Genomic DNA, 12,558 nt, shown 5'->3' on the forward strand with positions numbered 1-12,558 from the left:
GGAGGCACGACGGGAGGCCGACCGCGCGGCGCGGCGAGAGGCGGAACGCGAGGCCCAGGCGGCCGCCGCCGAGGCCCGCGAGGCCGTCGCCGCGGCCCTGCGCACCGTCATGGACGGGACGGTGGACAGCTCCACCCGTCGGCGTGCCGAGTACTCCACGGACGCCTCCAACTACCGCGTGGTGCCCGATCTCGTCGTCTTCCCCCGGAGCACCGACGAGGTGGTGGCGGCGCTGGACGTGCTGCGCGAGCTCGAGGTGCCGGTCACGGCGCGGGGAGCCGGGACCTCGGTGGCCGGCAACTCCGTCGGGCCCGGTGTCGTCCTCGACCTGTCCCAGCACCTGGACACGATCCACGCGGTCGACCCCACGGCGCGGACCGCCGACGTCGAACCGGGCGTCATCATGTCCTCGCTGCAGCACGCGGCGCGGCCGCACGGGCTGCGGTTCGGTCCCGACCCGTCGACGCAGAACCGCGCCACCCTCGGCGGCATGATCGGCAACAACGCGTGCGGCCCGCACGCCGTGGCCTACGGCCGCACCGCCGACAACGTCGTCGCGCTCGACGTGGTCGACGGGCACGGCCGCCGGTTCACCGCGGGCCGGGGCGACGCCGGCTTCGCGGCCGTGCCGGGGCTGGCCGAGCTCGTCCGCGAGAACCTGGCGCTGATCCGTACCGAGTTCGGACGGTTCGGCCGGCAGGTCTCGGGGTACTCCCTGGAGCACCTGCTGCCCGAGAACGGCTCGGACCTGGCGAAGTTCCTCGTCGGGACCGAGGGCACGCTGGTGACGGTCCTCGGCGCGACCCTCGACCTGGTGCCCGTGCCGAACGCGCCGACCCTGGTGGTGCTCGGCTACCCCGACATGCCCTCGGCCGCCGACGACGTCCCCGTGCTGCTCGAGCACGACCCGCTCGCGATCGAGGGGCTGGACGCCCGGCTCGTCGACGTCGTGCGGCGCGCGAAGGGGGCCGGCGCGGTGCCTGAGCTGCCCGAGGGTGCCGGCTGGCTGATGATCGAGGTCGGCGGGGGCAGCGAGAACGAGGTGCGCGAGCTCGCCGAGATGATCGTGGGCGCCTCGTCCGCCGTCGGCGCGGCCGTCTACCCGGCCGGCCCCGAGGCGACCCGCATGTGGCAGATCCGGGCCGACGGCGCGGGACTGGCCGGGCGGACGCCCGCCGGCGAGCAGGCCTGGCCCGGCTGGGAGGACTCGGCCGTGCCGCCGGAGAACCTCGGTGCCTACCTGCGCGACCTCGACGCGCTCATGGCGCGCTACGGGGTCGACGGGCTGCCGTACGGCCACTTCGGCGACGGGTGCCTGCACCTGCGCATCGACATCCCGCTGGAGGCCTCCGGCTCGGTGCTGCGCACGTTCATGACCGAGGCCGCGCAGCTCGTCGCCCGGTACGGCGGGTCGCTGTCCGGCGAGCACGGGGACGGCCGGGCGCGGTCCGAGCTCCTGCCCCTCATCTACTCGCCCGAGGCCGTCGCCCTGATGGAGCAGGTCAAGGCGTTGTTCGACCCGCGCGACGTGCTCAACCCCGGCGTGGTGGTCCGGCCCGCCGCCGTGGACGCCGACCTGCGTCGCCCGGCCGCGTCGCCGGTGCCCTCCACGGGCCCGGTCGGCCGGCACGGGCTGCTCGGCTCGGGCACGCTGCGTGGGATCTCGAGGAAGACCGGCCACGCCGGCTTCAGCTTCACCCACGACCACGACGACCTGACCGCGGCGGTGCACCGCTGCGTCGGGGTGGGCAAGTGCCGCGCGGACAACGAGGCCTCGGGCGGGTTCATGTGCCCCAGCTACCAGGCGACGCGGGACGAGAAGGACGTCACCCGGGGGCGCGCCCGGGTGCTCCAGGAGGCGGTCAACGGGTCGCTCGTGGGCGGGCTCACCGCACCGGAGGTCCGCGAGTCGCTCGACCTGTGCCTGAGCTGCAAGGCCTGCTCCTCCGACTGCCCCGCCGGCGTCGACATGGCGCAGTACAAGTCCGAGGTGCTGCACCGCACCTACAAGGGCCGGCCGCGTCCCGTGGACCACTACGCCCTGGGGTGGCTGCCCCGCTGGGCGCGGCTGGCGGGCATCGCCCCGCGCACGATCAACCGGCTGCTGTCGGTCGACTGGATCCGCCGGCCGGTCCTGTGGGCCGGTGGGATGGACACCCGGCGTCAGGTGCCCGAGTTCGCCGAGATGTCGTTCCGCCGCTGGTGGCGGCTCGGGTACGCGACCCGGGGCGTCCCCGGCCTGCCCCACCGGCAGGAGCCCGGCAGGCTCGTCGAGTCCGACCGCCCGAAGGTCGTGCTGTGGACGGACTCGTTCAGCGACTCGATGTCCCCGTCGGTGCCGCAGGCCGCCGTGCGGGTCCTGGAGGCCGCGGGATACGAGGTCGTCGTCCCGACCTCGGCGGCGTGCTGCGGGTTGACCTGGATCTCCACCGGGCAGCTCGACGGTGCGCGACGGCGGCTCGACGGGCTGCTGAAGACCCTCGGCCCGTACGCGGTCAACGGCTACCCCATCCTCGGCCTCGAGCCGTCCTGCACGGCCGTGCTGCGCTCGGACCTGCTGGACCTGTTCCCCGACGACCCGCGGGCCCACGCGGTCGCGGGGGCGACACGGACCCTGGCGGAGCTGCTCACCGACCCGGCCACGGCCCCCGCCGAGGACTCCGGGTGGGAGCTGCCGGACCTCAGCGACGTCACCGCCGTCGTGCAGCCGCACTGCCACCAGCACTCCGTCATGGGGTTCGCCGCCGACCGCGCCCTGCTCGCGCAGGCCGGCGCCACCGTCACCGAGCTGGCGGGCTGCTGCGGCCTGGCGGGCAACTTCGGCATGCAGAAGGGCCACTACGACGTGTCGGTGGCCGTGGCGGAGAACGCCCTGCTGCCGGCCCTGCGGGCGCAGGAGGAGGGCGAGGAGTTCATCGCCGACGGGTTCTCCTGCCGCACCCAGGCCGTCCAGCTCGAGGGCGTCGAGGGCAAGGCGCTGGTCGAGGTGCTCGCCGCACGACTCTGAGCGCGACGGTCGGGGCTACGGGGCGCCGGAGACCTCGGCGACGGCCGAGCGGGCCGGCTCCGGCAGCTCCGGGACGAGCACGGACAGGCTGGACAGCAGCAGGTCGCTGAGGTCCTCGCGGCTCGTGGACCCCTCGCCGAGCCACGCCGCCGTCATGGTCTCCGCCAGCGCGACCCAGCCCCGGGCGAGCAGGTCGAGGCGCGCGTCGGCGGTGACGCCGATGTCCGCCAGCGTCGTCAGCCGTCCCACGAGGTCGGCGCGGATGGCGCGCAGGGCGTCCTCCGTGACCGGGTCCCCGGCGAGCACTCCGCGCCAGATGTCCTCCCACACCCGGCGGCGGGCGGTGACGGACCCCAGGAACGCCGACAGCGCCCGGGCCGGGCGCTCGACCAGCGGCCCGTCGTCGGGTGCGAGGTCGGCGGCGAGCCGCTCGATCGCCTCGAGGGCGACGGCGCGCCGCAGCTGCGCCGTCGTGCCGAAGTAGTGGAACACCAGGCCCTTCGAGGCCCCGGCCTGCGCGGCCACGGCGGCCGGGGTCAGGGTCTCCAGCCCGCCGGCCTCGGCGGCCTCGCAGGCGACGTCGAGGAGCTGTCGCCGACGGTCGGCGGGATCCTGGCGTGTGCGGGAGGTCATAGCACTGTTGTACCCGTCTTGTTGACCGCTGGTCAACAGCGGCGCTAGCGTTGTTGACCAATGGTCAACAAGGAGGCGGCGATGCGGATCACCGTGGACGGCGTGCGTGCCGACGGACGGCGCGAGCCGATGCTGACGTCGGTGGGCTTCTCGTGGGCGACCGGCGAGGCGCTGCTCGCCGCTGCGGAGCCCGGTCACGGCCACACGGCGCTGGCGCTGGTCGCGACCGGCCGGTTCGTGCCGTCCGCCGGGACGGTGCGCCTCGACGGCGCCGAGGTCACGCCGGCGAGGCTCCGCCGGATCAGTGCCGTCGTCGACGTGCTGGGGCTCAACGACCCGGACGACGCCCTCACGCTCGCCGACGTGGTCGCCGAGGGCCTGGCCCTCGCCGGTCGCCGGTCCTGGCCCCGGGACGTCGCGCGCTGGCTCGACGCCCACGGGCTGACGCCGGACCGCGGGCGCCGCGTGGACCAGCTGCCGGGCGCGGTGCGGACCGCCGTCCTCGCCGGCCTCGCCGTGGAGGACCCGGAGGTGCGGTTCGTCGTCCTCACCCTGCCGGACCGGCACGGCGGCGATCCTGCCGACTGGTGGGACCTGGCCCGCTCGCTGGCCGCCGGCGGCACGGGCGTGCTCGTGCAGTGCACGCGGTCGTCCGCCCGCGACCTCGGCGTCGACCTGCCGGCCGCCGTGGGCGACACGCTCCACGCCCCGCCTCGCGTGGTGCGGCGCGAGGTGCTCCGTCCCTCCGGTCCGGACCCCGAGGTCGAGCCCGAGGGTGACCCCGGGACCCGCCAGGACACCGAGCCCGCCGAGGCCGAGGAGGCCGCCCGATGACCGCCGTCCGCCTGGCCGTGTCCGAGCTGCGTCGGCTGGCCACCGGCACCATGCCGCGGCTGGCCGTCCTCGCGATGGCGCTGGTCCCCACGCTGTACGCGGGGCTGTACCTGTACGCCAACCACGACCCGTACGAGAACCTCGACGAGGTCCCGGCCGCGCTCGTCGTCCAGGACGAGGGGACGACCACCACCGACTCCGTCACGGGGGAGGAGACCGAGCGGACCTTCGGTGCCGACGTCGCCGACGAGCTCGAGGACGACGGCGGGTTCGGGTGGGTCGAGACCACCCAGCAGGACGCCGAGGTCGGTGTGCGGTCCGGGCGGTTCGACGCCGCGCTGATCATCGGTCCGACCTTCTCCGCGGACCTCGTCTCCGCCGGGGAGTTCGACCCCGAGCAGGCCAGCCTCACGCTCCTGACGAACGACGCCAACAACTACCTCGCCGGCACCATCGCCGACCAGATCGTCGGGCAGGTGCGCGACTCGATCGCCGAGCAGGTCGGCACCGAGGCCGCCGACCAGTTCCTGCGCGGGTTCGCCTCCATCCACACCAACCTCGCCGACGCCGTGGACGGCGCCGGGCAGCTCCTCGACGGGTCCCGCCGGCTCCGCGACGGGGCCGACGACGCGGCGGACGGCGCGCACGACCTCGCCGCCGGGGCGCGCCGCACGGCCGACGGCGCCGCCACCCTGGACGAGAAGGTCGGGCCGCTCGTCGACGCCGTCGACCGGCTCGACGACGGTGCCGGGAACCTGTCGAGCGGTCTCGACGACCTGCGCGACGCCACCGCGTCGTTGCCCGCGGACACGCGTCGGCTGGCGGACGGCGCGCAGGAGGTGGCCGACGGCGACGCCGAGGTCGCGCGGTACGGGCGCCAGGCCTCCGACGCCGCGCACGACGTGCTGCCGGCCCTCGATGCCGTCCGGGACGGTGTGGACACCGCGCTCGCCGACCGCCTGGACGGTCTCGTGGCCGACGGCACCCTCACCCGGGCCCAGGCCGACGCCCTCGCCGCGGACGTCCGGGACCAGGTCACCCCGGTCGTGGACGAGCAGCGCGCCCAGGTCAGCGACTCCGTCGCACAGGTGGACGACGCGTCGGCACGGCTCGACTCCCTGGCCGAGGGCGCGCAGCAGGTCGCCGACGGCGCCGACTCCCTGGCGGACGCCACACCCGCCCTGGCCGACGGCATCTCCTCGGCGGCGGACGGCGCCGACCGGCTCGCCGACGGCACCTCCCGGCTCGCCGCGTCCACCCCGGCGCTCGCCGACGGGGTCGGGCGGCTGGCCGACGGGACCGCGCGGGTCGCCTCCGGGTCGGCCGACCTCGCCGACGGCACCGACCGCCTCGCGGACGGTTCCGCCGACCTCGCCGAGGGTGCCGACGAGCTCCGCGACGGGCTCGCCCAGGGGCTGGGCCAGGTCCCGGACCTGGACGACGAGACGCGGACCGACACGGCCGACACGATCGGCAACCCGGTCCGGGTGCGCGACGAGTCGCTCTCCTCGGCCGGGACCTACGGGGGCGGGCTCGCCCCGTTCTTCCTGTCGTTGGCCGCCTGGATCGGCGCCTACGTCCTGTTCCTGCTGGTGCGTCCGCTGTCGACGCGCGCGCTGGCCGCCGGCCGCTCGGGCCTGGCCACGGCGCTGGGCGGGTGGGCCGTCCCCGCGGCGATCGGCGTCGTACAGGTCGGGCTGATGTTCACCGTCACGAAGTTCGCGCTCGACATCGACCCGGCCCACGGGCTGCTCACTGCCCTGTTCCTGGTGCTGGTCTCCGGGACGTTCGTCGCGATCCTGCAGGCCCTCAACGCCTGGCTCGGGGCGGCGGGCCAGTTCCTCGGCCTGGTCCTCATGCTGGTCCAGCTCGTGACGGCGGGCGGGACGTTCCCGTGGCAGACCATCCCCGAGCCGCTGCGGTCCCTGCACCGGTTCATGCCCATGACCTACGCGGTGGAGGGTCTGCGCCAGCTGCTCTACGGGGGGAGCCTCGACGCCGCCGGACGCTGCGCCGTCGTCCTGGCGGGAGTGTTCCTCGGGGCGATCGGGGCCACCGCGCTCGCGGCCCGACGCCGACGCGTGTGGACGGTGACGGCGCTGCAGCCCGAGCTGGTGCTCTGACCGGCACGTCCTGGCAGGCTGGGCGCATGGAGTTCCGTGACGTGGTCCGACGGCGGCGCATGGTCCGGCGGTTCGGCCCGGACCCGGTGGACCCGGCGGTGGTGGACCGGCTGCTCGCCCACGCCGTGCGCGCCCCGAGCGCCGGGTTCACCCAGGGCTGGTCGTTCCTGGTCCTGACCACCGACACCGAGCGCGAACGGTTCTGGCGCGCTACCACCCCGGCGGACTCGGCGCGCGACATGTCGAGGTGGCTGGCCGGGATGCGCACCGCCCCGGTGCTGGTCGTGGCGCTGGCCTCGAAGGCCGCCTACGTGGGCCGCTACGCCGAGGCGGACAAGGGCTGGACCGACCGCGACGAGGCGCGCTGGCCGGTGCCGTACTGGCACGTGGACGCCGGGATGGCCTCGCTGCTCATGCTCCAGACCGCCGTCGACGAGGGGCTCGGCGCCTGCTTCTTCGGGATCGACGCCGGGAGCCTCGACCGGTTCCGCGAGGCGTTCGGCGTCCCGGCGGAGTGGGCGCCCACCGGGGTGGTCGCCGTCGGGCATCCCGAGACCGGGGGTGCGAAGGGTTCGCCGTCGCGGCGGCGGCGCAAGCCGCTGGACGAGGTGGTGCACCGCGGGGTGTGGTGAGCGCTCGGCTCAGGTCTCGTACGCCCGGAGCCACCGGGTCAGGACGCCTTCGAGCGCCCTCTGGTCCTCCGCCGAGAGCTGGTTGACCAGGCGACGCTCGTTCGCCATGTGGTCGGTGAACGCCGCGTCGATCCGTTCGACGCCCGCCGGGGTCAGGGCGACGAGGCGCCGGCGCCCGTCGCCCCCCGGGGCGGCACGACGTTCCACCAGGCCGGCGGCGACCAGCCGGTCGATCCGCTTGGTCATCGCGCCGGTGGTGACCATCGTGTGCTCCGCCAGCTCACCCGGGGCGCGTTCGTAGGGGGCTCCGGCGCGGCGGAGGGTGGCGAGCACGTCGAACTCGCCCTCGCCGAGCCCGTGCCGGGCGTAGACGGTGTGCAGCTCGTCGGTGAGGTAGCCGGCCAGGCGGCGCAGGCGCCCGACGACGCCCTGCGGCGAGACGTCGAGGTCGGGCCGCTCGCGCCGCCACTCGGCCTGGATCCGCGCGACGCGGTCGGGGGTGCCGGAGGTGCTGTCCGTGGTCGGGGGCGCGGCCATGGGGGAATAATATCTTCCCTGGAAGACATTATTGCTTCCGTGGAAACTACTTGGCGATGGATGCTCCTCACGGCCGTGGCGCCGGTGGCCTGGGGCTCGACCTACTACGTGACGCGCGAGTTCCTACCGGCCGACGACCCCCTCTGGGGCGCCGCGCTGCGGGCCCTGCCGGCGGGTCTCCTGCTGCTCGTCCTGGCGCGCCGGCTGCCGCGGGGTGCGTGGTGGTGGCGCTCGGCGGTGCTGGGCGTCCTCAACGTCGGCGCGTTCTTCGTCCTCGTCTACGTCGCCTCGACCCGGCTGCCCTCGAGCGTGGCCTCCACCGTCATGGCGACGTCCGCGATCACGCTCATGCTGCTCGCGTGGCCGCTGCTCGGCGAGCGCCCGGCCTGGCGGGGCCTCGCCGGGGCGTCCGCCGGTCTCGTCGGCGTCGTGGTGCTGGTCGTGGAGGGCGGGGCCGCCGTCGACCCGTGGGGCGTCGCCGCGTCCGCGACCGCGATGCTGCTGTCCTCGACGGGGTACGTGCTCACCAAGCGCTGGGCGCCCGCCGAGCCGATGACGGCCGTCACCGCCTGGCAGCTCACGGCCGGCGGGCTGCTGCTCCTGCCCGTTGCCGCCGCCGTGGACGGGGCGCCGCCGGTGCTGGACGCGAGCGCCGTCGCCGGGTTCGCGTACGTCTCCCTCGTGGCCACCGCCGTGGCGTTCGTCGCCTGGTTCACCGGTCTGCGGCACCTGCCGGCGGGTGCGGTCGGCGTCGTCGGGCTGCTCAACCCCGTCACCGGGGTCCTGCTCGGGACGCTGCTCGCCGACGAGTCCTTCGGCCCGCGCCGGGCAGCCGGCACGATGCTCGTGCTCGGCGGGGTCCTGCTGGCGGCCCGCAGCGCCCGTCAGACGCCGAGGCGGGTGCGCACCGGCGCCGGCAGCTCGACGACGTCGTCGATCGTGTCCAGGTCCGCGGCGGTCCCGGCGCGCAGCACGACGGCGCAGTGCAGCCCGTGACGGGTCGCCTCGGCCTCGTGCGCGGCCCGCGAACGGGCGCCGAACCGGAAACGGAGGTCGGCACCGACCGGGACGCCGAGCAGGTTCGTCCCGGTGCCGTGCCGGTCGGTCGCGACGACGACGTCGGCGTGCGCCGACACGACGGCGTCGACGTCCGCATCGCCCAGCAGCGGAAGGTCCGCGTGGACGACCAGCATCCGGCCCGCGTCCGGCCCCGCCGGCGCGGTCGCGGACAGCTCGTCGCGCGCGTGCTCCAGGGCGGCGTTCAGCCCCGGCCGACCGGCCGGCTCGGCGAGCACCTCGACTGCCGGCCCCGGGACGCCGGACAGGACCTCGCGGGCGAACCCGGCGTCCGCGGTGACCACCACGACCCGGTCCACGTGGTCGCTCGCCGCCAGCACGCCCAGGACGTGCCGCGCGAGCGCGACGACGAGCCGACGCCGGGCCGCCGGGTCCAGCGACGTGGACAGCCGGGACTTGCCGCTGACCCCGTCCCGCAGCGGTACGACGGCGGTCACCCCGACGGGCTGCGGCCGTGCCGTCGCCTCCGGCACGGTCACGAGCCGGCGAGCTCCAGCAGCTCGCGGGCCAGGCGCTCGCGGCCCTCGGGACCGCCCATGACGGTGTCGGTCACCAGGACCTCGAACCCGAGGTCGGCGATCGGGGCGGCCAGCGCCTCGTCGGCGGCGTCGATCACCATGACGTCGACCAGCCCCGTGTAGAGCCGGGCCACGCCGAGCGCCGAGACGTCGTGCCCGAGGGACTCCAGCACCTGGGCGGCGGGGCCCTTCAGCGCGCGGCCGCCGACGATCGGGCTCACGGCCACCCGGCGCGGTCCGCCCGCCCGGAGCGCGTCGCGCACCCCGGGCACGCCCAGCACCGGCTCCACCGACAGGAACGGGTTCGACGGCGCCACCACGAGCAGGTCGCCGCCGGTGATCGCGTCCAGGACGCCGGGGCCCGGGCGGGCGGCGTCGATCCCGGCGAAGTCCAGGTCGAGCACGGCGTCCGCGTGCTGCCGCCGCACGAAGTACTCCTGGAACTCCAGCTCGCCGTCCGGGGTCGTGATCCGCGTGCGCACGGCGTCGTCGGTGACGGGCAGCAGGCGGGCGTCGACGCCGAGCGAGCGCGTGAGCGCCGCGGTGACCGCGCTGAGCGGTTCCCCGGCGCGCAGCCGGGCGGTGCGCACCACGTGCGTGGCGAGGTCCTTGTCGCCCAGGGTGAACCAGGTGTCCTCGCCGAGGCGGCCGAGCTGGTCGAGCACCGCGTAGGACTCGCCCGTCAGCCCCCAGCCGCGCTCCTCGTCGTTGAGCCCGGCCAGCGTGTACATCACCGTGTCGAGGTCCGGCGAGACGTGCAGCCCGTGCCGCTCCGTGTCGTCACCGACGTTGACCACGCAGGTCAGACCGCCGTGCGCGCCGGGGGCTCCGCCGTCGGGCAGGGCGCGGGCGAAACCGTGCGCGAGGCGTGCGCCGCCGACGCCGCCGGCCAGGAGGGTCACCGAAGTACTCACGCCCCGAGCCTAAAGGCGTCATGATGGCCCCATGGCTGTCTTCGCGTTCTCCGTCGCCCCGCTCGGTGCCGGCGAGTCGGTCACCGACTCCGTCGCCGAGGCCGTCCGCATCGTGCGGGAGTCCGGCCTGCCCAACCGCACCACCTCGATGTTCACCGAGATCGAGGGGGAGTGGGACGAGGTCATGCCGGTCATCCAGCGCGCCACCGAGGCCGTCGGCAACGGCGGCCACCGCGTGTCCCTCGTGCTCAAGGCCGACATCCGCCCCGGCCGCACCGGCCAGCTGGAGGGCAAGGTGGCCCGCGTCGAGGAGGCACTCGCCGAGGACGAGTCCGCGACCGGACACGCCTGACACGGCACGAGAAGTCCGGCGCGTCCCCCGTGCCGGATCCCGGGGATGTGCCGGTTCTGTGTGGTGAGAGTCGTCACTCACCTGGGGTGTTGTACGACCCCTGAGGGCCCGCCGTAGGCTATGGCGGATCGCGGCCACACGGGCCGCGTGCGGAGCCGGGGGAGTCAGCGCGATGCCACTGTTCGAGGTCGACGCCAGCAGGCCGCTCCTCGTCCAGTCCGGGCAGACCGCGGGGTCGGTCGAACCCGGGCTCCGGACGACGGCGCACCGGGTCGTGGACTCCCACATCGACGGGCTGCTCGGCGAGCAGATCTTCCCCGTCGCCCAGGGGAGCGGTCCCGACGAGCCGCACCTGCTGGCCCTGGACGCCACCGGGTCGCCCGTCGTCGTCGAGCTCGTGGCGAACCTCGACAAGGCTGCGCTGACCCGGGCCCTGGACCACGCGGGATGGGCCGGCCGGCTCACCCGTGGCGAGCTCGCCTCGCGGTACCACGGCGGCCACAGCGCCTTCCAGCGCGACATCGCCACCTTCTACGACTCGGTCCCGATCACCCGGTCGCAGCCCGGCCGCTCCAGCGCGCGCCTCATCGTCATCTGCCAGGAGGCCGGCGAGGACATCCTCAACGCCGTCGACTTCCTGCGGCAGCCCACGATGCCCGTCGAGGTCCTCAAGATGGGCGTCATGCACGGGCAGGACGGCCGCCGGTTCGTCGACGTCTCGCCGCTGGTCATCCACCCGGCGTCCGACTCGACGTCGCCCCGGCTGTCGGGTCCCGGCCGCCCGGGTGGCGAGAACGCGGCGTCCGCTGCGTCGGGGTCCCGGACCGAGGCGGAGCCGGAGTCGTTCGTCGAGGGGGTCAAGGTCGGCCTCGCCCTGACGGGCAAGAGCCCCGCCGTCGCCGTCCCCGCCGGTGGGGACGGCGAGACCGGTGCGCCGGTCCCCGCTCCGCACCCACGTGACGCCGTCGGCGACACCGCCGAGCAGCCGCCCCTGCGCCGGGGCCGTGCGGCGCGACGTGCGGAGGCCGCGGGCGGTGTCCCGGGCCCGAGCAGCCTGTCGGTGCCGCAGGTGCCGACGTCGAAGCAGTCGCCACCGACGCCGGTGCCCGCGCCCGCGACCGGCCACGGGCCGGTCCCGCCCCCGCCGTCGACGGGGCACGCGCCGGTCCCGCCCGCGCCCGCGACCGGGCACGCGCCGGTCCCGCCCCCGCCGTCCGGGGACGGGCCGCAGGTCCCGCGGCGCCGGTCCCGCAGCGACCGCTTCCGCGAGAGTGGCACCACGTCGGACCCCGCACCGCGCCGCCGCCCGGCCTCCGCCGACGACCTCGACCTGGCCGGACTGGCACGTCGCACGACGTCCGCGGCGAGCCCGGACACGCCGTCGGCGCTCGACCTGCCCGTCCCCGGCGCAGGCTCCCGGAACACGGACCCCCTCGACTCGTGGACCCCGTGGTCGGAGACGTCCGAGCGGGACTGGAAGCCGTCCACCCCGGGTGGTTGGACGGACGCCTCGGACGACCTGCCGCGTCTGCAGGTCCCCCCGCTGGAGGCGCCGTCGTACACGCCGCCGCCCGAGCGGCGGATGTACGAGGCGGCCGCCGACGAGGACGAGGTGGACGAGGACCTCGTGGCGCTGGCGAAGATGTTCGGGCGCCCCACGTACCTCGAGTGGTCGCGGCCGCGTCGCCAGCAGCACTTCGAGGCGTTGCTCCACACGGACGGCGTCATCGAGCTGCCCGACGGGTCGCGGTACCAGCACCCGGACCACGCGGCGTCGGCGGCCTGCGGGGCGCCGACGGACGATGGCTGGAACGTCTGGCGCGTCGTGCCGGACGGGGTCACCCTGCTCGAGGCCTACCGGAGCCGCTTCGCCTGACCCCGCCCTGCGTTGTGGGTATGAAAATCGCGGTCGCGCAGCGCTGCGCGACCGC

Annotated in this window: 11 protein-coding genes; 7 read left to right on the forward strand and 4 right to left on the reverse strand. The window is 75.5% G+C overall.

Going from position 1 to position 12,558, the window contains the following annotated elements:
* The first annotated feature begins 109 nt into the window (after window positions 1-109).
* Entirely contained in the window at window positions 110-3,007 is a 2,898-nt protein-coding gene (locus tag Q6350_RS12560) for an FAD-binding and (Fe-S)-binding domain-containing protein (RefSeq protein ID WP_305066484.1), read from the forward strand.
* A 15-nt stretch (window positions 3,008-3,022) separates the two neighbouring features.
* Here the strand turns inward: Q6350_RS12560 and Q6350_RS12565 are convergent, their stop codons facing one another.
* Window positions 3,023-3,640 (reverse strand): TetR/AcrR family transcriptional regulator, encoded by a 618-nt coding sequence (locus tag Q6350_RS12565; protein WP_304604486.1) that lies wholly within the window; start codon window positions 3,638-3,640, stop codon window positions 3,023-3,025.
* Between the two features lie 60 nt (window positions 3,641-3,700).
* On the opposite strand from Q6350_RS12565, the gene Q6350_RS12570 reads away from it, so the two are divergent.
* Genes Q6350_RS12570 through Q6350_RS12580 form a run of 3 tightly spaced genes read left to right on the forward strand, consistent with a single transcriptional unit; the run spans window position 3,701 to window position 7,229 of the window.
* Window positions 3,701-4,474 carry a hypothetical protein gene (locus tag Q6350_RS12570; protein ID WP_305066346.1) on the forward strand — a complete coding sequence of 258 codons (774 nt, stop codon included), beginning with the start codon at window positions 3,701-3,703 and terminating at the stop codon, window positions 4,472-4,474.
* Window positions 4,471-6,597 (forward strand): YhgE/Pip domain-containing protein, encoded by a 2,127-nt coding sequence (locus tag Q6350_RS12575; RefSeq protein WP_305066347.1) that lies wholly within the window; start codon window positions 4,471-4,473, stop codon window positions 6,595-6,597. The genes Q6350_RS12570 and Q6350_RS12575 overlap by 4 nt, the downstream gene beginning before the upstream one ends.
* 26 nt (window positions 6,598-6,623) lie before the next feature.
* Window positions 6,624-7,229 (forward strand): nitroreductase family protein, encoded by a 606-nt coding sequence (locus tag Q6350_RS12580; RefSeq protein ID WP_305066348.1) that lies wholly within the window; start codon window positions 6,624-6,626, stop codon window positions 7,227-7,229.
* A gap of 9 nt (window positions 7,230-7,238) precedes the next feature.
* Here the strand turns inward: Q6350_RS12580 and Q6350_RS12585 are convergent, their stop codons facing one another.
* Window positions 7,239-7,766 (reverse strand): MarR family winged helix-turn-helix transcriptional regulator, encoded by a 528-nt coding sequence (locus Q6350_RS12585; RefSeq protein WP_305066349.1) that lies wholly within the window; start codon window positions 7,764-7,766, stop codon window positions 7,239-7,241.
* Between the two features lie 39 nt (window positions 7,767-7,805).
* Between Q6350_RS12585 and Q6350_RS12590 the strand changes: the two genes are divergently transcribed.
* Window positions 7,806-8,762, forward strand: a complete 957-nt coding sequence (locus tag Q6350_RS12590; RefSeq protein ID WP_370375395.1) for a DMT family transporter — start codon at window positions 7,806-7,808, stop codon at window positions 8,760-8,762.
* On the opposite strand, the gene cofC is transcribed toward Q6350_RS12590, so the two are convergent.
* A complete protein-coding gene (gene cofC / locus Q6350_RS12595) occupies window positions 8,651-9,280 on the reverse strand; it encodes a 2-phospho-L-lactate guanylyltransferase (protein WP_305066350.1) in 630 nt (209 codons plus the stop codon). The genes Q6350_RS12590 and cofC overlap by 112 nt on opposite strands.
* Before the next feature lie 38 nt (window positions 9,281-9,318).
* Window positions 9,319-10,275, reverse strand: a complete 957-nt coding sequence (cofD, locus tag Q6350_RS12600; RefSeq protein ID WP_305066351.1) for a 2-phospho-L-lactate transferase — start codon at window positions 10,273-10,275, stop codon at window positions 9,319-9,321.
* A 31-nt stretch (window positions 10,276-10,306) separates the two neighbouring features.
* Here cofD and Q6350_RS12605 point away from each other — a divergent pair, with 31 nt between their 5' ends.
* Both Q6350_RS12605 and Q6350_RS12610 read left to right on the forward strand, forming a co-directional pair.
* Window positions 10,307-10,627: an MTH1187 family thiamine-binding protein gene (locus Q6350_RS12605; RefSeq protein ID WP_171245597.1), complete on the forward strand. Its 321-nt coding sequence runs from the start codon at window positions 10,307-10,309 to the stop codon at window positions 10,625-10,627.
* Between the two features lie 172 nt (window positions 10,628-10,799).
* The gene (locus Q6350_RS12610) at window positions 10,800-12,503 is read left to right on the forward strand and encodes a hypothetical protein (RefSeq protein WP_305066352.1); all 1,704 of its coding nucleotides are present in this window, start codon (window positions 10,800-10,802) and stop codon (window positions 12,501-12,503) included.
* The last annotated feature ends 55 nt before the right edge of the window (window positions 12,504-12,558 follow it).

Origin of the sequence: Isoptericola sp. b515 (assembly GCF_030588125.1) — a bacterium.
Classification (GTDB): domain Bacteria; phylum Actinomycetota; class Actinomycetes; order Actinomycetales; family Cellulomonadaceae; genus Isoptericola; species Isoptericola sediminis.

Excerpts from the sequence above, each read along its gene's own strand:
- Q6350_RS12560 (WP_305066484.1), top strand. The coding sequence starts at position 110 with ATGGACGGGACGGTGGACAGCTCCACCCGTCGGCGTGCCGAGTACTCC.
- Q6350_RS12585 (WP_305066349.1), bottom strand. The coding sequence starts at position 7,766 with ATGGCCGCGCCCCCGACCACGGACAGCACCTCCGGCACCCCCGACCGC.
- Q6350_RS12570 (WP_305066346.1), top strand. The coding sequence starts at position 3,701 with ATGGTCAACAAGGAGGCGGCGATGCGGATCACCGTGGACGGCGTGCGT.
- Q6350_RS12580 (WP_305066348.1), top strand. The coding sequence starts at position 6,624 with ATGGAGTTCCGTGACGTGGTCCGACGGCGGCGCATGGTCCGGCGGTTC.
- Q6350_RS12575 (WP_305066347.1), top strand. The coding sequence starts at position 4,471 with ATGACCGCCGTCCGCCTGGCCGTGTCCGAGCTGCGTCGGCTGGCCACC.
- Q6350_RS12610 (WP_305066352.1), top strand. The coding sequence starts at position 10,800 with ATGCCACTGTTCGAGGTCGACGCCAGCAGGCCGCTCCTCGTCCAGTCC.
- Q6350_RS12605 (WP_171245597.1), top strand. The coding sequence starts at position 10,307 with ATGGCTGTCTTCGCGTTCTCCGTCGCCCCGCTCGGTGCCGGCGAGTCG.
- Q6350_RS12565 (WP_304604486.1), bottom strand. The coding sequence starts at position 3,640 with ATGACCTCCCGCACACGCCAGGATCCCGCCGACCGTCGGCGACAGCTC.